The organism is Pseudomonas sp. LTR0 (assembly GCF_036630035.1).
In the GTDB taxonomy this organism is placed as follows: Bacteria; Pseudomonadota; Gammaproteobacteria; order Pseudomonadales; family Pseudomonadaceae; genus Aquipseudomonas; species Aquipseudomonas putida_Y.
This window is the reverse complement of sequence record NZ_CP123734.1, coordinates 2,286,443-2,307,141: the sequence shown is the minus strand read 5'-3', so window position 1 is coordinate 2,307,141 and position 20,699 is coordinate 2,286,443. Positions and strand designations below refer to the sequence as shown.

Annotated in this window: 16 protein-coding genes and 1 pseudogene; 13 read left to right on the top strand and 4 right to left on the bottom strand. The window is 60.6% G+C overall.

Going from position 1 to position 20,699, the window contains the following annotated elements:
* Position 1: 1 nt before the first annotated feature.
* Both QCL51_RS10565 and QCL51_RS10560 read left to right on the top strand, forming a co-directional pair.
* Positions 2-1,690 carry an NAD(P)H dependent flavin oxidoreductase family protein gene (locus QCL51_RS10565; protein ID WP_021784956.1) on the top strand — a complete coding sequence of 563 codons (1,689 nt, stop codon included), beginning with the start codon at positions 2-4 and terminating at the stop codon, positions 1,688-1,690.
* 1 nt (position 1,691) lies between these two features.
* Positions 1,692-1,847 (top strand): annotated as a pseudogene (locus tag QCL51_RS10560) (GNAT family N-acetyltransferase); the annotation flags it as partial.
* A 52-nt stretch (positions 1,848-1,899) separates the two neighbouring features.
* Here QCL51_RS10560 and dapA read toward each other — a convergent pair.
* Positions 1,900-2,766 (bottom strand): 4-hydroxy-tetrahydrodipicolinate synthase, encoded by an 867-nt coding sequence (gene dapA / locus QCL51_RS10555; RefSeq protein WP_021784957.1) that lies wholly within the window; start codon positions 2,764-2,766, stop codon positions 1,900-1,902.
* Between the two features lie 450 nt (positions 2,767-3,216).
* On the opposite strand from dapA, the gene QCL51_RS10550 reads away from it, so the two are divergent.
* Positions 3,217-5,070, top strand: coding sequence for an ABC transporter ATP-binding protein (locus tag QCL51_RS10550; protein ID WP_028697022.1), 1,854 nt, complete (start codon positions 3,217-3,219; stop codon positions 5,068-5,070).
* A gap of 77 nt (positions 5,071-5,147) precedes the next feature.
* On the opposite strand, the gene tssM is transcribed toward QCL51_RS10550, so the two are convergent.
* From tssM to vasI, 3 genes are read right to left on the bottom strand one after another with little or no spacing between them, the layout of a single operon-like run.
* Entirely contained in the window at positions 5,148-8,768 is a 3,621-nt protein-coding gene (gene tssM / locus QCL51_RS10545; RefSeq protein WP_028697023.1) for a type VI secretion system membrane subunit TssM, read from the bottom strand.
* Positions 8,765-10,228, bottom strand: coding sequence for a type VI secretion system protein TssA (gene tssA / locus QCL51_RS10540; RefSeq protein ID WP_028697024.1), 1,464 nt, complete (start codon positions 10,226-10,228; stop codon positions 8,765-8,767). Before tssA ends, tssM begins: the two co-directional genes overlap by 4 nt.
* Positions 10,216-10,866, bottom strand: a complete 651-nt coding sequence (gene vasI, locus QCL51_RS10535) for a type VI secretion system-associated protein VasI (RefSeq protein WP_172402857.1) — start codon at positions 10,864-10,866, stop codon at positions 10,216-10,218. The genes tssA and vasI overlap by 13 nt, the downstream gene beginning before the upstream one ends.
* Positions 10,867-11,192: 326 nt before the next feature.
* On the opposite strand from vasI, the gene tssB reads away from it, so the two are divergent.
* The 10 genes from tssB to QCL51_RS10485 all read left to right on the top strand — a co-directional run bounded on the left by tssB (position 11,193) and on the right by QCL51_RS10485 (position 20,634).
* Positions 11,193-11,696 (top strand): type VI secretion system contractile sheath small subunit, encoded by a 504-nt coding sequence (gene tssB, locus QCL51_RS10530; protein WP_028697026.1) that lies wholly within the window; start codon positions 11,193-11,195, stop codon positions 11,694-11,696.
* 17 nt (positions 11,697-11,713) lie between these two features.
* A complete protein-coding gene (tssC, locus tag QCL51_RS10525) occupies positions 11,714-13,204 on the top strand; it encodes a type VI secretion system contractile sheath large subunit (RefSeq protein WP_103462378.1) in 1,491 nt (496 codons plus the stop codon).
* A complete protein-coding gene (gene tssE, locus QCL51_RS10520) occupies positions 13,201-13,611 on the top strand; it encodes a type VI secretion system baseplate subunit TssE (RefSeq protein ID WP_084851648.1) in 411 nt (136 codons plus the stop codon). Before tssC ends, tssE begins: the two co-directional genes overlap by 4 nt.
* Before the next feature lie 3 nt (positions 13,612-13,614).
* A complete protein-coding gene (gene tssF, locus QCL51_RS10515; RefSeq protein ID WP_028697029.1) occupies positions 13,615-15,381 on the top strand; it encodes a type VI secretion system baseplate subunit TssF in 1,767 nt (588 codons plus the stop codon).
* Complete coding sequence (gene tssG, locus QCL51_RS10510; RefSeq protein WP_028697030.1) at positions 15,345-16,361, top strand: type VI secretion system baseplate subunit TssG; 1,017 nt, start codon at positions 15,345-15,347, stop codon at positions 16,359-16,361. The genes tssF and tssG overlap by 37 nt, the downstream gene beginning before the upstream one ends.
* The gene (locus tag QCL51_RS10505) at positions 16,358-16,927 is read left to right on the top strand and encodes an FHA domain-containing protein (protein WP_028697031.1); all 570 of its coding nucleotides are present in this window, start codon (positions 16,358-16,360) and stop codon (positions 16,925-16,927) included. Before tssG ends, QCL51_RS10505 begins: the two co-directional genes overlap by 4 nt.
* Positions 16,924-17,721: a type VI secretion system lipoprotein TssJ gene (gene tssJ / locus QCL51_RS10500; RefSeq protein ID WP_084851651.1), complete on the top strand. Its 798-nt coding sequence runs from the start codon at positions 16,924-16,926 to the stop codon at positions 17,719-17,721. Before QCL51_RS10505 ends, tssJ begins: the two co-directional genes overlap by 4 nt.
* A 55-nt stretch (positions 17,722-17,776) precedes the next feature.
* Entirely contained in the window at positions 17,777-19,114 is a 1,338-nt protein-coding gene (gene tssK / locus QCL51_RS10495) for a type VI secretion system baseplate subunit TssK (RefSeq protein ID WP_084851653.1), read from the top strand.
* 1 nt (position 19,115) lies between these two features.
* Positions 19,116-19,985 carry a type IVB secretion system protein IcmH/DotU gene (gene icmH, locus QCL51_RS10490; protein ID WP_103462377.1) on the top strand — a complete coding sequence of 290 codons (870 nt, stop codon included), beginning with the start codon at positions 19,116-19,118 and terminating at the stop codon, positions 19,983-19,985.
* A 133-nt stretch (positions 19,986-20,118) separates the two neighbouring features.
* Positions 20,119-20,634, top strand: coding sequence for an Hcp family type VI secretion system effector (locus QCL51_RS10485; protein WP_010954872.1), 516 nt, complete (start codon positions 20,119-20,121; stop codon positions 20,632-20,634).
* Positions 20,635-20,699: the final 65 nt, after the last annotated feature.

Genomic DNA, 20,699 nt, shown 5'->3' with positions numbered 1-20,699 from the left:
CATGCAAAGCCGCCACGTCATTGAGTTGTCGCCCTCGGGCAAAACCTTCGAAGCCAGCCAGGAGTTGCTGCTCGATGCCATGCTCGCCAGCGGCCTGCCGGTACCCTTCTCCTGCCGCCGCGGCGCCTGCGGCTCGTGCAAGGTCAAGGTGGTGTCGGGGCAGCATCAGGACAAGCAGCGGGATGCGGACACACCGCCGCCTTCCTATCCCTTGGCCGCCGACGAAATGTTGCTGTGCCAGAGCCACGCCTGCAGCGACATGCGCCTGGAAATACCCGGCTGGTCACTGGACGCCCCGGCACTGCAAACCCAGGCACAGGTCGTTGGCCAGCGCGCGCTGAGCGCAGATATTGTCGAGCTGGTGCTGCAGCCTGCTCAGCCATTGGAGGTGCGGGCGGGCCAGTACATGCGGTTTCAGTTGGACAACGGTGACAGCCGCTGTTTCTCCATTGCCAACCTGCCTGCCCAGGAACAAGGGCAACTGGTGTTTCACATCCGCAAGGTCAGCGGTGGGCTGTTCACCGAAGGTTTGCTGCCCACCCTGCAAGCAGGTGCAACGGTAAAGCTCGAAGGCCCGTTGGGCGCCTGTACCTGGCAGCACGATGACCAGCGCCCGCTGATCCTTTTCGCCACCGGCACAGGTTACGCCGGCATCAAGCCGCTGCTGCTGACGGCCTTGGCCGGCGATGCCGAAGTCACGCTGTACTGGGGCGGCTCTTCGCCGGCGGATTTCTATGACCGCGAATTTCTCGATGTGTCCAGCCGTGTGCACCCGCACTTTCGCTGGCAACCGGTGCTCTCGGCCCAGGCACGTATACAACAGGTGGCGCTCAGCCAGACGCATCGCTGGGACGAAACCCAGGTATATGCCTGTGGCAATGCCACGATGATCACCCAGGCCCGCGAGCAATGCCTTGCAGCAGGGGTACAACCCCATCGCTTTGTGGCCGAGGCCTTTGTCGCCAGCGGTGCACTGACAACGCAGGCTTCATCAGCCAGCACGCTGCACCCTCAGCTGGAAAAGGTCGGCCCACGTTATTCGCTGGACGGCATGCTCGCAGCCCGCGAACAGTCGGTACGGGCCGTGGCCGCCATTGCCAGCCAACTACAGGTCGGCATGACCACCGCCCAGGCACTGGAGATGGCCGCGCATACCCTGCAGGCGATGGGCGCCTCACACACCTGGCACCCCACCTACATCCGTTTTGGTGACGATACCGTGCGTACGCCACGGCAAGGCATTGACCTTCAACGTGTGCTACGTACCACGGACATCGTCGTGGTCGACGTTGGGCCGGTATGGGATGGCTATGAAGGTGACTATGGCGATACCTTCGTGTTTGGCCAGCACGCTTTGCACCACGCCTGCGTGGAGGCACTGCATGAGGTGTTCGACGAGACCCGTCAGGCCTGGGGCCGCGGGTTGACCGGGCGTGAACTGTATGACTTCGCCGAGCGCAGTGCCCAAGCCAAAGGTTGGCAGCTGGAGCGCAACCTGGCCGGGCATCGCATCGCCGACTTCCCGCATGTGTTGTATAGCCAGGACAAGCTGGCCGAGGTGGAGATTGTCCCGAGCGAGGTGGTGTGGGTGCTGGAGATACAGCTGTGCCACCCTACCGAACCTGTCGGGGCATTCTTCGAAGACATCCTGATTGGCGAACGCAAGCCGGGCGCTGCCACGGCAGCTTGAGGCCGCAATCAACGCACACCATGCCAGAGCTGAGGTGATGACGGTAAAGGCGTCATTGTCTTCTGTACCCGCCTACCAACGCTACGGCTTCACCCTGGCAGGCAACGTGGGTGAGTTTGCCGGGCTGGTGTATCAGCCAGTGGAAAAGCGCCTGCCGGCCCAGGCCCAGAGCGTGGCTGCTCTTCAACCCGCCATCAACCGCTGCCGCTTCACGCGTCGAGTGAACACAGCACGCTTTGCAGCTTGCTTCGGGTGGGATCCGTACACGCCTGCATGGGCTCGCGCAGCTCGTCTGCAATCAGGCTTTGCAGCTGCAACGCCGCCTTGACCACAGCCGGGTTGGGCTCGGCAAAGGCCACCTTGATCCAGGGCAGCAACTGGTAGAACGTGCCACGCGCGGCGGCCCAATCACCGCTGTCGACCTGCTGCACCATGCGTACGTACAGGTCGGCGCGAACATGTGCGGAGGCCGAAATGGCCCCTGCCCCACCCAGGCACAGGTTATTGAAGATTTGCAGGTCTTCACCGGCCAGCACCTGGGCGTGGCCGTCTTCGATCAGGGCCATGGTCGTCTCGCTGTCACCGCCACAGTCTTTCACTGCCGCAATGCGTGGATGGCGCACGATACGGCGCAGGGTTTCGCGTTCGATGCGTACGCCGGTGCGGTAGGGAATGTCGTAGACGATCACTGGCACGCTGGCGGCATCGGCCACGGTGGCGAAGAAGGCTTCGATGCCAGCCTGCGAAGGGCGAATGTAGCAAGGTGCGGGAACCAGCAGCCCGCCAATGTCACGCTGCTGGATTTCAGCCTGGAAGGCCAGCAACTCACGCAGGTTGTAACCTGACAGGCCCATCACCACCCTGCCAGGCTCCACCCAGGCCAGCATGGCATCCAGCACCGCCAGTTGCTCGGCCTTGGACAGCGCCGCCGCCTCACCCGTGGTCCCACACACCACAAAACCGGTCACACCGTCTTCGAGCAACTTCTTCACCAGCTTTTCCAGGCCTGGGAAGTCAATTTCATTAGCGCGCATTGGCGTGACGAGGGCGATCCAGATACCACGGAAATTCGACATGCAAAAACTCCTGATGTTGACCGAAAGTCAGCGTCAGCAGGGCGAAGAGTGGAAGTGGTGGCAGGGATACCTGGCGCCTTCTGTCTCGTCAGCCCACCTGACGAGACAGCGCGCCTCGGTCAGATGAGCGGCTGTTTCTTGGATTTCTTGGCAACGGCAACGCACGCGTCTGCCTGAGCGATGAAGCCCGAAGCGGAAATGGCGTGGTTGGATGTGGACATGCTGGCAAGCCCGTTGCGTAGGTATGGCTGGATAATGGCGGGAAAAGTCGCCACAGGCAAGCCCGCAGTCGCACGCTTCAGATCAGGCCTTGCTTCACCGCTATAGCAATGCAGTGGGTTTCAGGCGCCGACCACACGGACCTGCTTCAGCGGCGCCTACCTACAGGCGAATGCTTTGATGTGCTGTATGGTTACCGGTTAAGCAAAAACCGTTTTTTCGGAGACAAGCATGCTGCGTATCTTTGAACGTAGGCTCGACCCCTTCCCACCCGACGAGGTACCACCGCCGCCCGTTGGCCTGTTGCGCTTCATGTGGGCTTGTACCCGCGGCGCCCGTGGCTACATCCTGGCGCTGGCGCTGCTCAGTGCCGGGGTGTCGATATACGAAGCCTGGCTATTCGCGTTCCTGGGCCAGGTGGTCGACCTGCTCGCGTCCTGGCAGGCAGGCGGTACTGTTGGCCCCGAGGAAAGCCGTGTGCTGTGGGGGATCGGCATCGTCCTAGTGGTCAGCATCGGGCTGGTGGCGCTGCGCACCATGGTTCAGCACCAGGTGCTGGCGATCAACCTGCCGCTGCGGCTGCGTTGGGATTTTCACCGCCTGATGTTGCGCCAGAGCTTGTCGTTCTTTTCTGACGAGTTTTCTGGCCGGGTCACAACCAAGGTGATGCAGACGGCACTGGCAGTGCGCGATGTGCTGTTCACCCTTATCGAAATCCTGCCCGGGATTGGCGTGTATTTCATCGCGATCATTGCCCTGGCCGGCGGCTTTGCCCTGAAACTGATGCTGCCCTTCATTGCCTGGGTCGTGCTGTTCGGTTTGGCCATGCTGTATTTCGTACCCCGGTTGGGCAAGGTCGGCCAGGAGCAGGCCAATGCCCGGTCGTCGATGACCGGGCGGGTTTCTGACGCTTACACCAACATCACCACGGTAAAACTGTTTTCGCACTCCAACCGCGAAGCGCACTTTGCGCGCGCAGCCATGGAAGACTTCAAGCAGACCGGTTTTCGCCAGATGCGCCTGGTGAGCCAGTTCGAAATCGTCAACCAGGCGCTGGTGGTGGGCTTGATCTTTGGTGCCGGTGGCTATGCACTGTGGCTGTGGCACCAGGGACAGGTCGGCACCGGGGCCGTGGCGGCGATTACCGCCATGGCCTTGCGCGTCAACGGTATGTCGCACTGGATCATGTGGGAAATTACCTCGCTGTTCGAAAACATCGGCACCGTGCAGGACGGTATGGCCACCCTCACCCGCGGCCCCAAGGTGCAGGATGTGCCGGGTGCTGCAGAGCTGGTCACCACGGGTGGCGCGGTGAGCTTCGACAAGGTCAGTTTCAACTACAACGGTGAGCGCCAGGTGCTCAATGAGCTGACGCTGCACATTCGTCCGGGCGAAAAAGTCGGCCTGGTCGGCCGCTCCGGCGCCGGCAAGTCCACCTTGATCAACCTGTTGCTGCGCTTCTACGACGTGGACAAAGGGGAAATACGCATCGACGGGCAGAACGTCGCCAAGGTCACGCAAGACAGCCTGCGCAGCGCCATCGGCATGGTCACGCAGGACACCTCGCTGTTGCACCGTTCGATTCGCGACAACATTGCCTATGGCCGCCCCGATGCCACCGAAGCACAGATCCGCGCCGCTGCGGCCAGTGCCCAGGCCGATGGTTTCATCAGCCAGCTCAGCGACCGCCAGGGCAACAGCGGTTACGACACCCTGGTGGGTGAACGCGGCATCAAGCTGTCTGGCGGCCAGCGCCAGCGCATTGCAATTGCCCGGGTGATGCTGAAGAACGCACCGATCCTGCTGCTGGACGAAGCCACCAGCGCGCTGGACTCGGAGGTGGAGGTGGCCATTCAGGAGAGCCTGGATGAGATGATGCAGGGCAAGACCGTTATCGCCATCGCCCACCGGTTGTCGACGATCGCAGCCATGGACCGGCTGATCGTGATGGATGAAGGGCGCATCATCGAGCAAGGCACCCATGCCGAACTGTTGGCTAAAAAGGGTACCTATGCACGGTTGTGGCAGCACCAGAGTGGCGGATTCCTGGGTGAGGATCAGGGCGTGGCCGAGGCTGTGGAGTAAGTAAAGGCCGGGGGCAGCCAGCGCATACCCAGGTTTCGAAAGCTTGCCCAGTCAATGAACTGCGCCCCTGACGATGCTCATGGTCGCCGCCCATCCGATAGCACCGCCTGCACCACACTGGCTGGCTGTTGCAATAGGCCTCGGGGCAAGCGGAAGCCTTTGAATGGTTGCTGGGTAATGGGATTGAAGGCTTTTTCAGCGTTAAGCCGATAGCGCATCACGCCATCTCCGGTCCTGAAGCTCAGATCCACGCTGGTCGCAGTCCGGCCATTGAGCGCGCCGCGGCTGAGCAAGCGGAACATCGACCAAGGGCCACGGTATTCCAGGCTGCTGCTGTTGCCATTTTGCCTTAGCAAGGTGAGATTGCTACGGACCTGCTGCCCCAGGGTATTGGGCCAGACAATACCCGTGATATGGCTTGGCCCATGGGTGTAGGCAATCAACTGGCCATCCAGGTCCAGCAGGCTGGTACGCTGGTTCGCACTGAGCCCCAAGGGCTCGATGCTGAACTGCACACTCAGCTTGCCACGCTGATCGAAGAAGGTTTCGCGAATGCGATCCGCCAGCTCGAGCTGCTCGATTACGTCGGCACGAATCAGGGATTGCCCGTGCTGAGTGGACTGCAAGGCCTCAAGGTTGTCCTTCAGGAAAACCTTGAGATACCGATCATTAAACTGCTGCAGGCGGCCTTTCGGCCCGAAGAACGCTTCGAAGTCATCCAAAGAAGCATCGGGTGCCTTCACCATAAAGGGGTAGCGGCCTGCCAGACGTTGCTGGAAGAAACTGTACACTTCAGCATCCCAACGTCGCTCCAGTTCGCGCAGTGCTTCAACGTTCAGCACCTGGGCAGTCTGGTCGGCGAGCTTTCTGACCTGGTGGCTGATGGGCTCCGGTAAACCTGTGGCAACACGTTGCAGGGTGCCGATCGGGTCCTGCCCTGTCATCGCAAAGCGCTGATGCACGGCTTGCAACGCGGCCTTGCCGCGGTCCGGGCTGTCCTGTATGGCCTTGGCGTAGTCCAGCACGGCCGCAACAGCGCCCAGGGTTTCATCGTAGTAGCTCGGTTTTTCTCCTGTCGCCTGCAGCATGGCGCCCAAGCCTGCAAACGCCCGCTGGATGGCCAACGCTTGCTGTTGCTCAGGCTTTCCGGTTGCTGCCCACAACGTACTCAGCTCACCCGGTGCTTCAACACCTGCTGGAGGTGCAAGCGAGGTATTATCCCTGACCGTGTCCAGCAGCCGCTGCAAAGGTGCTGTGGGGCCGGTCAACTGCTCCAGGATCGCGACACCATGGTCCAGATCACGGAAGTCAGCCACCGTAAAAGCGTTCAGGGCGCGCCGCCAGCTGTCAATATAATCGGCGCTGTAGAGGTTATAAAGCCGCTCGGTCAGCGCATCGCGGTCAACGTCCGAATAGTCGAGTTGACTGCGCTCCCCCAATGCCCATTGATCAACCATCGCCATTTCAGCGAACTGCTGGCTGCGCGGCGCGAAGTATTCCCTGAAACCTTTGGCGGTGAGCATGGCGGCCAGCCTTACATCCTCATCCCCTTGCCTGTCCCCGGAAGACGGCTGGTACACCACATCAAACGCAGGCCCTACCTGGTGGCGCAGGTCCAGCCCGGCGTGCAACTGCTGGTACGATTGTTGTTTCAGCCCTGCATAGACCCGCTGCGGCAACGGCAATTTGCGCAACGTCTGCTGCACTTCGCTGATCCGCTGGCGGTACTGCGGCAAATCGGTATCGGCATAGGCCAAGGCGTATTTCAGGTGCTGCATGAGGTCACGCTGCAACTGCCCCTGGCCAGGAAAGGCGCGTTGCCACTGACGGGCCATCCAGTCCTCGACCCATTCGGGCCGGCGGCTGTTACGGTCCTCGATCATCCGGTAAACCCTGAGCGCGGCCATTTGTTGCTCGCTGCCAGGTGGTGCTGCGTTCATGGCATCGATCACACCACTGGCCAAGGCCGGCAAAAAACGTTTCGACAACAAGCTGAGGTACGCCTCATCAACCAAGGGACCAATGTTGCGCCCTTGATACAAACCCAAATCGGCAACCACCGGCCAGGCTGCACGATAGTCGCCAAACACCGCCACCGCGTCGCGAATCTGGTCCAGCGGCTCCAGCAGGTTGCGCCCGGTCGGATCAAGACGCATATCGACTTCGTGACCGCTGTACTCCTGGCTTTTGGCGAGCACACTGGCAGCCTTGGCGCCATTGATATCGGCGTAACGCTGCCAACTGGCAATGGCGATACTGAACGCCAGGATGCCTACACCAGAGCCCACCCACAGCAAGTGGCGCTTGCTGCGCGCAACCCGAACATTGTCACCCGCCAGCCCGGCTTCCTGGTAGATAACCCGCCTGAATGCTTGCTGGATGAAATAGACCAACGCCTTCCCCTGCGCTTTACCTTCACGCAGGGGAAGCTTCGTCGTGTAGGGCTGAGCCGCTTCACGGACAAAGGCATTGCGCATGTCGCCTTGCTGTACCACTGACGACCAGTACACACCACGTACCAAGGGGGTCGTGGTGAACCGGTCACTCGCCAAGGTTTCGCGTAGGAATGCCTGCAGTATGGGGCGCAACCCGATCAATTGTGCATACAGTGAGAACAGGCGCCCGCACGGTGCTGTCTTGCCCAGTACATCCAGCCGGTCGATGACCTGCTCATGCAATTGGGTGAGAAGTCGCCCGTAGTGCTCGTCATACTCATCCAGCCAGGCGTCAAACGCGTCAACCGCATCCAGCTTGAAGGTGAACCCCAACAGACTTTCACGCTTGGCGGCCGAAAGCTTGCTGTAGAACTGGTCGAAGCCGTCCAGCAGATCGAATTTGGTCAGTACCACGTACAGCGGCAGGCGCGCCCCCAACTGACTACTCACTTCGTACAGGCGGGTGCGCAACCCATGGGCCAGCGCGACACGCTGCTCGGGCTTGCCATGCAGCAGCGCCGGCAGGTCGACCACCAACAACACACCATTGAGCGCCCGCTGGCTTCGCTTTCGCTGCAGCCAGCCCAACAGGTGCTCCCACAACCGGGCCTGGATGCCGGGCGGCGCGGAGGCGTCAGAGGGATCGTTGGCCGCCAAGCCCGCCAGTGGTTCTTGACTGATGAAAACACCGGGCGGGTCGATAATCACGGCATCGTCGCTGACCCACCAGCCTACCGGGTAGGCCAGTGCTTCAGCCTGTCGGCCCCGCGCCTGGGCCTGGTCGATACGCGTCAGGGTAAAGCGCTGATCGGTGCGGTCGATGAAGCTGCTTTTACCGGACTGTTCGTCGCCCAACACCAGATACCAAGGCAGCCGGTACAACGCGCGTCGCCCACCGGCATTGTCGAGGTACCGCTCAAGCCCCTGGCTCAAGGCCCGCTCTTGCGCCTGCACGAACGGTAGCGCTACATCCTGTTCGGCGGCCAGTGCCTGGCGGCGCTCCGCTTGCAGGCGGCGAAAGCGCGTGCGCAGTACCCCAAGCCAGCACAGAAGCGGCACCAGCACGAGTAACAGGCTTGCCACGCTGCGATGAGCCACACTTGCCAGCGGCTGCTGATCACGCCACGTCCATTGCGGGCCAAGCCACCAGATGGCGACCAGCATCAGCAAAGCGCCAAGCCCGAGCAGCAGCGGCAGCGCCAGGCCAATGCGCGTTACCCACGGCCAGCCCCAACGTTTGAGTTGCGTCCATACTTGATTCATCGAGGTTCCTGATCCTTGTCTTGAACTGCCAGCACTGGGGAAGCGGCGTACTGCTGAAGCCGCTGAAATACCTCGGGTTCCCACGCACTGGCGGAGGTTTGCTGCATGGTTCGGGCAACGTTGGCGCACAGGTCCTGGGCCAGCCAGGACACACCCCGCGCGGCCAGCAGATCGGCTGCAATCACGGTGGTGTGGCAGCGCTCACGGGGAGCACGAAAGCCCGCTTGCAGCCCTTGCAGCCGAAGGAGCAGCGGTTCTACGCCACCGGTTTCCAGCTGGCTTACCAACTCCTCGCGCAGGCCGCTGAACTCCTGGGGGGTTGCACCTTGGCCGGACGGCCCTTGGGTGCCCTTGAGCCAGGCCAGGCATTGGTCGTCGACAAATACCATGCCGTCGCTGAAGCACAGCTGCTGCAGCGCCGGCATGCGCTGCACAAACCGGGCGGTGGCACCACGGATGGCTTCGGCCACTTCGCACATCGCCAGCTGTGTGGCGACGGTCGCAGCCAGAAAGCTGCCACGAATCCAGAAGGGGCAAGCCGTCAGGCTCTTTTCAACGCGCTGCAGCAAGGCGGGGTCAACCACCTGACTGGCTATGGCCTCTTCATAGACCCGCGTGATATCCAGCGGAACCGCCATCAATTCCGTACGGTTGCCCTGCCTGACTTGGGGAGCAATCTGAATGTGCGCCCACAAACCGAAACGCCGTAACTGGTAGCCGGTAGCGTCGTAAGGGTCCTGCTGGTTGATGAGCTCGGCCATGGACAGCACGGCCCGGCGTGTCTCACGCTCATTGCCCATCGACATGCGTGACACAGGTGTGGCGATGACATCGGCCAACGGTGCAGGCTTCTCGGTTGCAGCCGGCGTTTTGGGCACAGCAGCCTCGCCAACACCGTTGGCAAGCTCCGAGTGTTTGCGCAGCAGGCGCTCAAGTTCGCCGAGTGCTGCCGTGTCCAGCTGCCCCGTTTCCTGTTGTTGCAGGCGTTTCAAGGCAGCCTGCGCTGCCGCTGCGTGGGTCGGGGTGTAGGTAAAACGATCAAGACGCGGGAGTGCCTCGGCCAAGCGATCGATCACCAGGGCAACCAGCTTGCGCTTGCCAAGGAAGCCTTTCGGTCCCGGCTTGGGATGAGCGGCCTCCCAGTAGCACTCGAGCATGCCGGCCAGCAACGCTAAGGTGCATCCCCACCGCTGCCAGCAGCCGCTACGCAACCATGCGGCACTCAGGTGCGCAACGATTCGCAGGTGCTTGCATTGCTCGCTAAGGTACTGACGGGACGCTTCATCGATAAAGCCCCAGTCGATCGAGGCGTCCTGCAGCCCACCCAGCTTGACCATCTCCTGATCAATGGCCTGATAGGTTTCGTCCTCGACATCGAACAGGCCGGCCGGAACTGCCGGATCAATCGGCGCGAGCAACCGAGTGACCTCTTCCGCGGATATCTGCGCTACCACCGACATGTGCTTCGCGCCCGGCTGATCAAGGGGTCAAGGCCTTGAGCATCGAAGATCAGCCCGTCGACCTCACCGTGATCACTCACAACCTCGATACGCTGGGCACCGATCAGCTTCCTGATCTGCTCGATGGCGGGCAGGCCCCGCCCGGCATCGAGCACTTGGCCGTTCTCCATCACTTGCCAGGGCGTCTCACGGGTAGACCAGCCCTCCCCGCTCAAGCGTACCTTGACCCAGCTTGCTTCGATCGGACGCCTGGCAATCAGCTGTAGCCGGGAGATGGCCTGGATGCAACTGATTGCCATGTAGGCACGTTCGTCACCCGATGCGATGGCGGGCGCCGAAATCACAAGCGCTGGTGCGCCTGCCCCGTCCTGGGTCGGGCTCCCGATGCGAAACGTCAGGTCATCCGGTGCCCGTTCAGCTTCATTTGCCATCACGCGCAACACAGTGGGGGCCTGCTGCTCCGGTGCAGACCATTGCCGCGTTGGCGTGTACGCCGGGGTGCCAGCAGCCTGATCGAAACAGGCCAGTCGCTCGATGTTGGACACAATCCGGGGACAGTCCCGCGTGGAGCCTGCCAGCACCGGCTGCAGACAAAACAGCAACGAGAGACCGGCGCCATATGCACAGCGGTTAATCATCCTGAATTTACTCTCTGAATAGTACAAATGGCCTATATGGCACAAAGAACTTTCCTACAACCAAGTAGCAATACCCATGCGCCCACGCGACCGATTCAAACAAATCCAGCAGAAGCCTATTACACAGTACCGAATGCACACAAACAAATATTTAATTACATCTTAACGCTCGACCAAAGAGCAGTATTCCGTGCATGGTTTTTATAGAGAACGGGCAAACAACCCAACCAATTAAACATTTGTAGGAATCTTCCCACAAGATCGGGACAACAATAAACACAACTAGCACCTGAACATCCTACAACCCAACAGGGAGTTGCGTACCGATGTCTAAAAATACGGGATCCGTTGCGCCGAAAGAACGCGTCAATATCAGGTATGTGCCCGCTACTAGCGATGAGCAGGCTGAGGTGGAACTGCCGCACAAGATGCTGGTGCTGGGCGACTTCGGCCTGGATGACAGCCGTGCGCTTGAGGACCGCCAGGTCATGCGCATCGATAAACATACATTCAACAGCGTGTTGAACGACGCAAACGTGAGCCTGGACGTGGCGGTACCGTCCAGGCTCAGCACCGCCCCGGATACCGAGCTGGCGGTGCACCTGCAGTTCAGGTCCATCAACGATTTCGGGCCGGACCGGATAGCGCGCCAGGTGCCCGAGCTGAACAAGCTGCTGGAGCTGCGCGAAGCACTGGTCGCCCTGAAAGGCCCGCTGGGCAATGTTCCGGCCTTCCGCAAGCAATTGCAGCACCTGCTTAACAACGAGCAGGCGCGTAAACAGCTCGCCCAAGAACTGGACCTGGTGCTCGAGGCGCCAGAAAAAGATTGAGACCACGGAGCGTCCCCATGCCCAAGCCAAGCAGCACCGCCATCACCACAGAAGCAACCGCCGACACGTTGAGCAATGCCTCCTTGCTCGACCAGATCATGGCAGAAACCAAACTGGTACCTGCCCAGGAGGGCTACCAGATTGCCAGGCAGGGCGTATCTGCCTTCATCGCCGAAATCCTCAAGAGCAATGACCCGGATCAACTGATCAACAAGCACCGGGCCGACCAGATGATTGCCGAAATCGACCGAATTCTAGGCAAACAGATGGATGCCATTCTGCATCAACCGGAGTTCCAGCAGCTTGAATCATCATGGCGCAGTCTGAAACTTCTGGTCGACCGCACGGACTTCAGGGAGAACATCAAGCTCGAAATCCTGCACGCTACTAAAGAGGACTTGTTCGACGACTTCGAAAATGCTGCGGACATTACCTGTAGCGGTATCTACAAACATGTTTACACCGCAGGTTATGGCCAATTCGGGGGAGAGCCGGTTGCAGCCATGGTTGGTAACTACAATTTCGGCCCGTCTTCCCCTGACATCAAGTTGCTAAGTTACATGGCCTCCGTTGGTGCCATGTCTCATGCCCCTTTTCTTGCTGCACCTGCCCCCGAATTCTTCAATTTGAACAGCTTCGAGGAGCTGCCTAACCTCAAGGAAATAAAAGACCTCTTCGCCGGCCCACGGCATGCCAAGTGGCGCGCCTTTCGTGAAAGCGAAGACGCCCGCCACGTCGCCCTGACCGGGCCGCGCTTCATGCTTCGCTCCGCTTACCACCCGCAGGAACAACCGATCGAGAGCTTCAATTACAACGAAGACATCTCCGGGCAGCACGACAACTACCTGTGGGGCAATTCTGCTTTTCTGTTAGCCAGCTGCATCAACGACAGCTTCGCCCGCTACCGCTGGTGCCCGAACATCATCGGCCCACAATCGGGCGGTGCCGTCGAAGACTTGCCGGTTCACCTGTACGAATCCCTGGGTCAGTTGCAGGCCAAGATTCCTACCGAAGTGCTGATATCCGACCGCAAGGAATTCGAACTGGCCGAAGAGGGTTTCATCGCCCTGACCATGCGCAAAGACAGCGACAACGCCGCGTTCTTCTCGGCCAACTCGGTACAAAAGCCCAAGCATTTCCCGAAAACCCCTGAGGGGCTCCAGGCACAGACCAATTACAAACTGGGTACCCAGTTGCCCTATCTGTTCATCGTCAACCGGCTGGCCCACTACATCAAGGTGCTGCAGCGCGAGCAGATCGGCAGTTGGAAAGAGCGCCGTGACCTTGAGTCCGAGCTGAACAAATGGATCAAGCAGTATGTCGCCGACCAGGAGAACCCGTCTGCCGACGTTCGCAGCCGCCGACCGCTGCGTGCCGCCCGTATTGAGGTCTCGGATGTTGCGGGTGACCCGGGCTGGTACCAGGTTTCGCTCGCCGTACGTCCGCACTTCAAGTACATGGGCGCGAACTTCGAGATCTCCCTGGTCGGGCGGCTCGATACGCAATGAGTGGTCTTTTTGATCGCCTGATGCTGGACCAGTGCACCCGCCGGGAGGCCTCCCAACGCGAGAACGCTTCCCACAAGTTCGCCGCCATCCAGCGACACCTCGAAACGCTGCTGAATGCCCGCCAGGGGTGCTCCCAGAGCAGCCCCGAGCTGGGCCTGCGCGACTTCAACGGGCATGACGTGAGCAACGGTGACTTGCTTGTGCAGGTGAGCGCGGATATTCGCCGCACCCTCCAGCGCTTCGAGCCACGCATACAGGTACGCACGCTCAACGCAGTGCCCGATACCCGTGCCCCGCTGGAGCTGCATTTCAGGCTGGATTGCCTGGTACAGGTCAACAACCACGCAGAGCAGCTGCAACTCGAGCTGCTGGTCGACGGACACAACCGCTACACACGCGTGAGGTGACCGATGTCACTGAGAGACAATTTCAGCGAAGAACTGCGTTACCTGCGCGAACTGGGGAACGACTTTGCCAAGGACAACCCACAACTCGCGCGGTTGCTTGGCAAAGGTGCCAGCGACCCCGATGTCGAACGCCTGATGGAAGCCTTTGCGTTCCTGACCGCCAAGCTACGGCTGAAGCTGGAAGACGACTTGCCAGAGCTGACCCATCCCATGCTGCAGTTGCTGTGGCCGAACTACCTGCGGCCGCTGCCCAGCGCGACGATCATCAAGTTCAGCCCGGTGAGGCAATCCCTCAGCCAGTCTCAGCACATCCCGAAGGGGTCGAGGCTGTTCTCGAAACCGGTAGACGGCGTGGCCTGCGAGTTCCGCACCTGTACAGCGGTCAACATTCATCCGTTCGAGATCGACACGGTGGCCGCCACCCGGACATCCGACAGTTCTGTGGTCTGCATCGGCCTTCAAACACTGGTCGATCGGCCATTGAACAGCCTGGGCTGTACCAGCCTCGACTTTTACCTCAGCGGCGATATCCGTACCGTCTGCACGCTTTACCTGTGGGTTTCTCAATACCTCAAGCATGTCAGCGTGACCATCAATGGCCAGGTTCGTCGGCTGCCGGCAAACAGCATCGCATTCCCAGGATTCAGCCCCAACGACGCCTTGCTGCCTTACCCACAGAACGTCTTTGATGGCTATCGCATCCTGCAGGAATACTTCGCGTTCCCTCAACGCTTCCACTTTTTCAGCGTTACCGGCCTGGAAAAAATCTGGCCAGCTCATGATAGCCAGCAGGTAATCCTCGAATTTCACTTCACGCGCCAGCTACCCGACTCGCTACGTGTCGGCAAAGCAGATTTCAACCTGTTCTGCGCACCTGCGGTCAACCTGTTCCAGCACAGCGCCGAGCCCATCGACCTGTCCGGCAAGGACGCCATGGTTCCACTGACGCCCAAGGGCACAACGCCGCACGGCTACGAAATCTTCAGTGTCGACCAGGTGGTCAGCACCCGAACGACGACTGACGGGAACACGGGTGAGCACCTTCGGACCTTCCGTCCCTTCGAGTCATTCGCCCATGAAATCGAACACGTCCAAGGGCGCACGGCGCTGTATTACCGCTGCCAGCTGGAAGAGTGCCTGCACGGCAATGGCGTCATGCATCGAATCGCCTTCGTCCGCGCCGACGCCAACAGCTACATAGGCGAACTGGAAACCGCCTCCATCGACCTGACCTGCACCAATCGGGACCTACCACTGGCGCTGGGCATCGATGACATCAACGTCCTGACCGAGCTTACGCCGCCACTGGCCACCTACACCAATCTCTGTACACCCACCCGCCCCTGTCGCCCAGTGCTGGACGGCCAGTTGCAGTGGGCATTGATCTCCAACATGTCGCTTAACTACCTGTCCATGCTCTCGGTAGAGCCGCTGAAAGCGGTGATCCGTGCCTACGACTTCATGGCCCTGCACGACATCCAGCAGGCCCGCACCACCCGTAAACGCCTGGAAGGCATGCGCGACATTCACACGCAGCCCATGGATTGGCTGATCAAGGGGCAACCCATTCGCGGCCTGCACACCCAGCTGAAACTGGACCAGACCGCCTTCCTCTGCGAAGGCGACTTGTACCTGTTCAGCTGTGTGCTCGCCCACTTCTTCGCCCTGTACGCCAGCATCAATTCCTTCCACCAGCTGGAAGTGATCAACACCACCAATAACGAGCACTACACATGGCCCATACAGACCGGCAAGCAACCGCTGATCTAGCCGACAAGCTGCTCTGCAAAGCGCACCAGTACAACTTCTTCCAGTTGCTGGAGCGGTTGCACGGGCTGCATGGCGATGACCTGGAACCGCGTTGGCCGGACAAGGCCACCCGGTTGCGCGTGCGCCTGGCCTGCGACCCACGGCTGACCTTCCCCGTATCGGACGTGTACAAAGCCCAGCGAATGTCCGTTGAGGACGAGCGCTACCGCATCGTTGCCACGTTCCTGGGGTTGCACGGCACCGATTCGCCATTGCCCACCTATTACCTGGAACAGGTGGCGTATGAACATGCGCATGGCATCGGTGTACGGCCGGCCTTCTTCGACTTTTTCAACCACTACCTACTCAGCCTGTTGCACCGTATCTGGCGCAAGTACCGCTATTACATCCGCTTCCAGCCAGGTGCCAGTGACGGGTTCTCGCAGTACATGTTTGCCCTGCTGGGGCTTAACGACAAGCAGTTGCGAGGGGACACGGCGCTGCCTTGGAGCCGCCTGCTCAGTTTTGCCGGCGTGATCGCCAGCCGCAGCCGTGCGCCGGGTACTGTGGCCGGCATCATTGCGCACTGCTTCGACCTCAAGCAAGTGCACATCCGCGAGTTCGAAACGCGATCAGTCGTCACGACGTCCAGGCAGCTTGCAAGCCTGGGGCGGACCAACGGCCAGCTGGGCAGCACGTTCATGATTGGCAGCCGCACGCGCACCCGCAGCAGCAAGTTCACCATCGTGATCAGCGAACTCGACCAGACGCAGCTGCGGGACTTGCTGCCCAGCGGCATCAACTTCGGCCGTTTGCGTGCACTGATCGACTTTCTGCTGCGTGACGGGCTGGCCTACGACCTGGAACTGCGCCTTAAGCAAAGCGCGTTGTCACCCTTCTGCTTGCACCGCAGCCAGGCCGCCTACCTGGGCTGGACCAGCTTCGTCGACGACCGGCATGGCCAGATCAGCCCGGTTGTACGCATCCGGGGGCGCTCATGAGCACAGTCACCCTGAGTATCACCAACCTCGATCAACTGCAGCACGGCGTTACTACTCGTCACCTGTTCGATTGCAAGGGCGGCACCATCGGCAGCGGGCGAGCAAACTGGCAGATCAATGACCGCGATCAGACCGTTGCGCCCATCCACTGCGAAATCCGCTGGATCGAAGGCAGCTTCTGTGTGATCGACCACTGCCACCGCACCTACGTCAATGGGAGTGCCAACAGCCTGGGGCCGCTTTCACCCAGGCGCCTGGTTGAGGGTGACCAGCTTCTCATTGGTGCCTATCGGCTACAGGTTCAGTACACCCAGGATCAGGCCTGCACACGCTCGCTGGAGGACCTGTTCAACCCGGACCCGAGGGTGCTCGACCGCCTGATAGCCGAAGCGCCTGCCCTCGCTTGCCCGGCACAGCCTTCTACCCCCCAACCAGCCGTCGAGATCTGCTCGGTCTTCAAAGCAGCCATGGGGAGTGACCCTCTGGCAGCGCTGGATGCAGCAGACGGTGAAGGGGCACTCCAAGAGAGCCCACTGCAGCGCCTGATTGCCGGAGCATACCCATGAAGCCTCATTCACTTCTGCTCGCCCCCCTGCTGCTTGCGCTGGTCGCGCCCACCGGCTGCACCTCTTTGAGCAGAATGAGCCAGGTGGCCATGGACCACTCGTTGCCCATCGGGCCGCCCAAGGACCACCCGACCGAGGTCGCATTCAGCATCAATGCCAGCCCTACCCTCAACGGTAATCCGAACAGCCTTGACGTCGCAGCCGATCAGGATCGCGCCCTGGCCCCCAGCCCCTACGCTGTGACCCTGAGTGCTGGCGACCCCTATGCATTGACCGAAAAAATCGGGGTTCTGTTCGAATACCTTCAAGCGCAATTCCCGGCCATGTCCCCCGTCGAGCTGGACGAAGGAGACGAGAGCGACCCGGCTCGCTCGCCCCTGGAAGAAAGCGGCCCCGGCAGCTACGACGACCCTCAGGTGGCGTTGACCCTGCCGCGCACCACAAGCGTTGCCTCAGCGCTGGTCGCCACGCCCATTGCCATCACGATCCTGCAACTGCGCGACGACTCACTGCTGCGCAACACCGTGTACCAGCTACTGGAGCAGGACCCGGCCAAGGCGCTGCGCAGTACCTATATCCGTAGTGACGACTACCTGCTGCGCCCTGGCCAGTTCAAGTACATCCCGTTCGAACCCATCCACGCCGAAACCCGCTTCGTCGCGGTGATTGCCGACTACCGAGGCCATGAAAACGCCAGCTGGCGGCAAGTACTGCGCATTCCACCGCGTGGCCGCCAGATCATGCTGTCGGTGTTGGTCAACGACACGCACATCATGCTCAAGGAAGAAGACTGATGGCGACTCAACACCCTTTGCCCTTCCTGCTTACTCACGCTGACACGGAGCGCCCATGAGTTCACGCAATCCCGTTCTCTGGCCTGAAGGCCTGTTCGTCAAACCACAGCATTTCCAACAGGCGACCAGAGCCAGCGAAGCAGCACTGCACCAGCGCCTCGCCAGCCTCAATGCAGCCTTCTACGGCTTCAGCGAACTTCAGTTGAACGACGAATACCTGAGCCTGGGCAAAGTCGCCATCACCCGGGCGCGAGGCGTCATGCCGGACGGCACGGTGTTCGACATTCCCGCCGACCTGCCGCCACCGCCGCCACTGGAAATCGGCGACGACGCATGCAAAGACAGTGAGGTGTATCTGTGCCTGCCGCTGCGCACCGATGGCGGCCGCGAAGTGAGCTGGCCCGACAATGCAGCCAATTTCCGCTATACCGCCCAGGCACAGGAAATCAAGGATACCCACACCGCTGACGGTGACCTGGTGCAGGTAGACCTTGCGGTGCCCAACCTGCAGCTCAAACGCAAGACCGAAGACAGCAGCGCCTACACCTGCCTGGCCCTGGCACGTATTCTGGAACGGCGCCCCGACGGCAGCCTGCAACTGGACGAAGCGTTCTACCCCACCAGCGTTTCGGTACGGGCGGTGCCAGCGCTGCAGCGGTTCCTTGACGAAATTACCCATACCTTGCGCGAGCGGGCGCGCGGCCTTGCCACCCGGATTGGTGCCTCAGGCCAGTCAGGAATCGCTGACATTCGCGACTTCAACCTGCTGCAGGCCATGAACCGTTGGTGGCCATGCTTCCAGCATTTGGCCAGGCAAGCGCAAACGCACCCCGAGCAGCTGTACCTGTGCATGAGCCAGGCCTGTGGCGAATTCGTCACCTTCACTGACCAGAACAGGCTGCCGCAGGAGTACCCCGCCTATCACCACACTGCGCTGCGCACCTCTTTCAAACCACTGGAAGACACCTTGCGCAGATCTCTGAGCACCGTCTTGCGGCCGCGTGCTGTTTCACTGCCGCTGGAGAGTGAACAATTCGGCGTGATGACGACCACGCTGGAAGACCGCCGGCTGATCGAAGAAGCCGACTTCATCCTCGCCGTGCGCGCCGACATGCCACCACAGGCGTTGCGCCAGAGGTTCATCCAGAAAGCCAAGATCACCTCGCTTGAGTCACTGAGTGACCTGGTGCCGCTGCAATTGCCGGGCATCCCATTGTTGCCATTACCCGTGGCGCCCCGCGACCTGCCCTTCCATGCGGGCTTCAGCTACTTCGAGCTGGACCGACGCGACCCGGCCTGGGCGTGCATGAGCAAAGCGAATGGTTTCGGCATCCACATTGCGGGCGACTTCCCACGGCTTGAACTGCAGTTCTGGGCGATCAGGAGTGAGTGACATGGGAAAAGACAACAATACGCCCACCGATCAAAACAGCGCCGTAGTCAACGCGCTTGATTCAACCCTTGAAAAGCCAGTACCCGCCCCCCGGGCTGCGGCAACCAATAGGCAAGCACCCACAGACAAGCCTGAGCCAGAGCCCGTTTCCGAAGGCTACCCCGCTGACCCGGAATTTCAGCTGCGGGGCGGCTTCGCCAATCTGATGCTGGATGCCGCATCACCGTTGTTCGGCTTGGTTTTACGCCTGCGTACGCTGGACGAGCTGCCAAACATTCAGGACGTGCACCAGCAAGTACGCAGCCAGATCGACAACATTCAGGAAGAAATGCGCCAGCACGGTTACGAGCCCGCTCAGTTGCTGGCGTATTCCTACGGTCTGTGCCTGTTCATAGACGAGGCCGTGATGGAGCGGCCCTGGGGCAAAAGCAGTTGCTGGAGCCACGAGCCGCTGCTCAGCATCTTCCACGACGAGACCTGGGGTGGGGAAAAAATCTTCACCGTGATTACCCGCCTGATGCAGGAGCCCAAGCGTTATCAGGACGTACTGGAGTTCATGTACTTCGCCCTGTGCCTTGGGCTGAAGGGCAAGTATGCGCTCGCGCCGAAAGGCGAAGAAACACTCAACGCACTGATTCACCAACTGCACGGGATCATCCGCGAACTGCGCGGCCCCACCCCCGAAGAAGTCTGCGACCCCTACACCAACGTCGCCCCAAAAAACTTCCGCATGAGCCGGATATGGCCGTGGTGGAGCCCGTTGGTCATCTCCGCCATCGCCATGGCCGTGGCCTACGGGATCTACAGCTATCGCCTGCACCTGATCACAACCGAGGTGCTGGAGTCGCTGAACGGCATTTTGCAGCAATAGCCAACCGTGACACAGCACCACTGAGTTCAACGAATTCGCGAGGTTTTTGCCTCGCTGACAAGCCCATCGTTTCCGATGGCCACGCCACCTGTGGTGCGCGTGCTTTACCCATATGGACGCAGGAGTAACTGCCATGCCAACACCCGCTTACATCAAGATCGTAGGCCAGACCCAAGGCAACATCACCGCTGGCGCCTTCACCGCTGACTCCGTCGGCAACGTGTTCCAACAAGGCCATGAAGATCAGATTCTGGTTCAGGAAATCAAGCATGAGGTGACTACGCCCACTGACCCCCAGAGCGGTCAACCGAGTGGCCAGCGCGTGCATAAGCCTTTCATATTCACCAGTTCACTGAACAAAGCTACCCCCCTGATGTATCAGGCACTTGCCACCGGCGAAATGCTGCCAACGGTCGAGGTCAGCTGGTATCGCACCTCCTCGGAAGGCAAACAAGAGCATTTTTTCACCACCACGCTCGAAGACGCCACCATCGTCAGCATCAATACCGTGCTTCCCCACGCACTCGACAAAGACAATGAAAACTACACCCAACTGGTTGAAGTATCGCTGGCGTATCGAAAGATCACGTGGGCTCACGATGTAGCCAACACCGAAGGCTCTGACGACTGGCGCGCACCCGCCGCCTGACCTGTGCAAATGCCCCGGGCAGGCGGCCATGCCCGCCCGGGCTTTGTGTTGATTCAGACGGCGGA

What these genes read in the sequence shown, in the direction of transcription:
- tssF (WP_028697029.1), top strand. Translation starts at nt 13,615, where the DNA reads ATGTCACTGAGAGACAATTTCAGCGAAGAACTGCGTTACCTGCGCGAA.
- QCL51_RS10550 (WP_028697022.1), top strand. Translation starts at nt 3,217, where the DNA reads ATGCTGCGTATCTTTGAACGTAGGCTCGACCCCTTCCCACCCGACGAG.
- vasI (WP_172402857.1), bottom strand. Translation starts at nt 10,866, where the DNA reads ATGATTAACCGCTGTGCATATGGCGCCGGTCTCTCGTTGCTGTTTTGT.
- tssK (WP_084851653.1), top strand. Translation starts at nt 17,777, where the DNA reads ATGAGTTCACGCAATCCCGTTCTCTGGCCTGAAGGCCTGTTCGTCAAA.
- QCL51_RS10565 (WP_021784956.1), top strand. Translation starts at nt 2, where the DNA reads ATGCAAAGCCGCCACGTCATTGAGTTGTCGCCCTCGGGCAAAACCTTC.
- QCL51_RS10485 (WP_010954872.1), top strand. Translation starts at nt 20,119, where the DNA reads ATGCCAACACCCGCTTACATCAAGATCGTAGGCCAGACCCAAGGCAAC.
- tssG (WP_028697030.1), top strand. Translation starts at nt 15,345, where the DNA reads ATGGCCCATACAGACCGGCAAGCAACCGCTGATCTAGCCGACAAGCTG.
- tssA (WP_028697024.1), bottom strand. Translation starts at nt 10,228, where the DNA reads ATGTCGGTGGTAGCGCAGATATCCGCGGAAGAGGTCACTCGGTTGCTC.
- tssB (WP_028697026.1), top strand. Translation starts at nt 11,193, where the DNA reads ATGTCTAAAAATACGGGATCCGTTGCGCCGAAAGAACGCGTCAATATC.
- tssE (WP_084851648.1), top strand. Translation starts at nt 13,201, where the DNA reads ATGAGTGGTCTTTTTGATCGCCTGATGCTGGACCAGTGCACCCGCCGG.
- tssJ (WP_084851651.1), top strand. Translation starts at nt 16,924, where the DNA reads ATGAAGCCTCATTCACTTCTGCTCGCCCCCCTGCTGCTTGCGCTGGTC.
- tssM (WP_028697023.1), bottom strand. Translation starts at nt 8,768, where the DNA reads ATGAATCAAGTATGGACGCAACTCAAACGTTGGGGCTGGCCGTGGGTA.
- QCL51_RS10505 (WP_028697031.1), top strand. Translation starts at nt 16,358, where the DNA reads ATGAGCACAGTCACCCTGAGTATCACCAACCTCGATCAACTGCAGCAC.
- tssC (WP_103462378.1), top strand. Translation starts at nt 11,714, where the DNA reads ATGCCCAAGCCAAGCAGCACCGCCATCACCACAGAAGCAACCGCCGAC.
- dapA (WP_021784957.1), bottom strand. Translation starts at nt 2,766, where the DNA reads ATGTCGAATTTCCGTGGTATCTGGATCGCCCTCGTCACGCCAATGCGC.
- icmH (WP_103462377.1), top strand. Translation starts at nt 19,116, where the DNA reads ATGGGAAAAGACAACAATACGCCCACCGATCAAAACAGCGCCGTAGTC.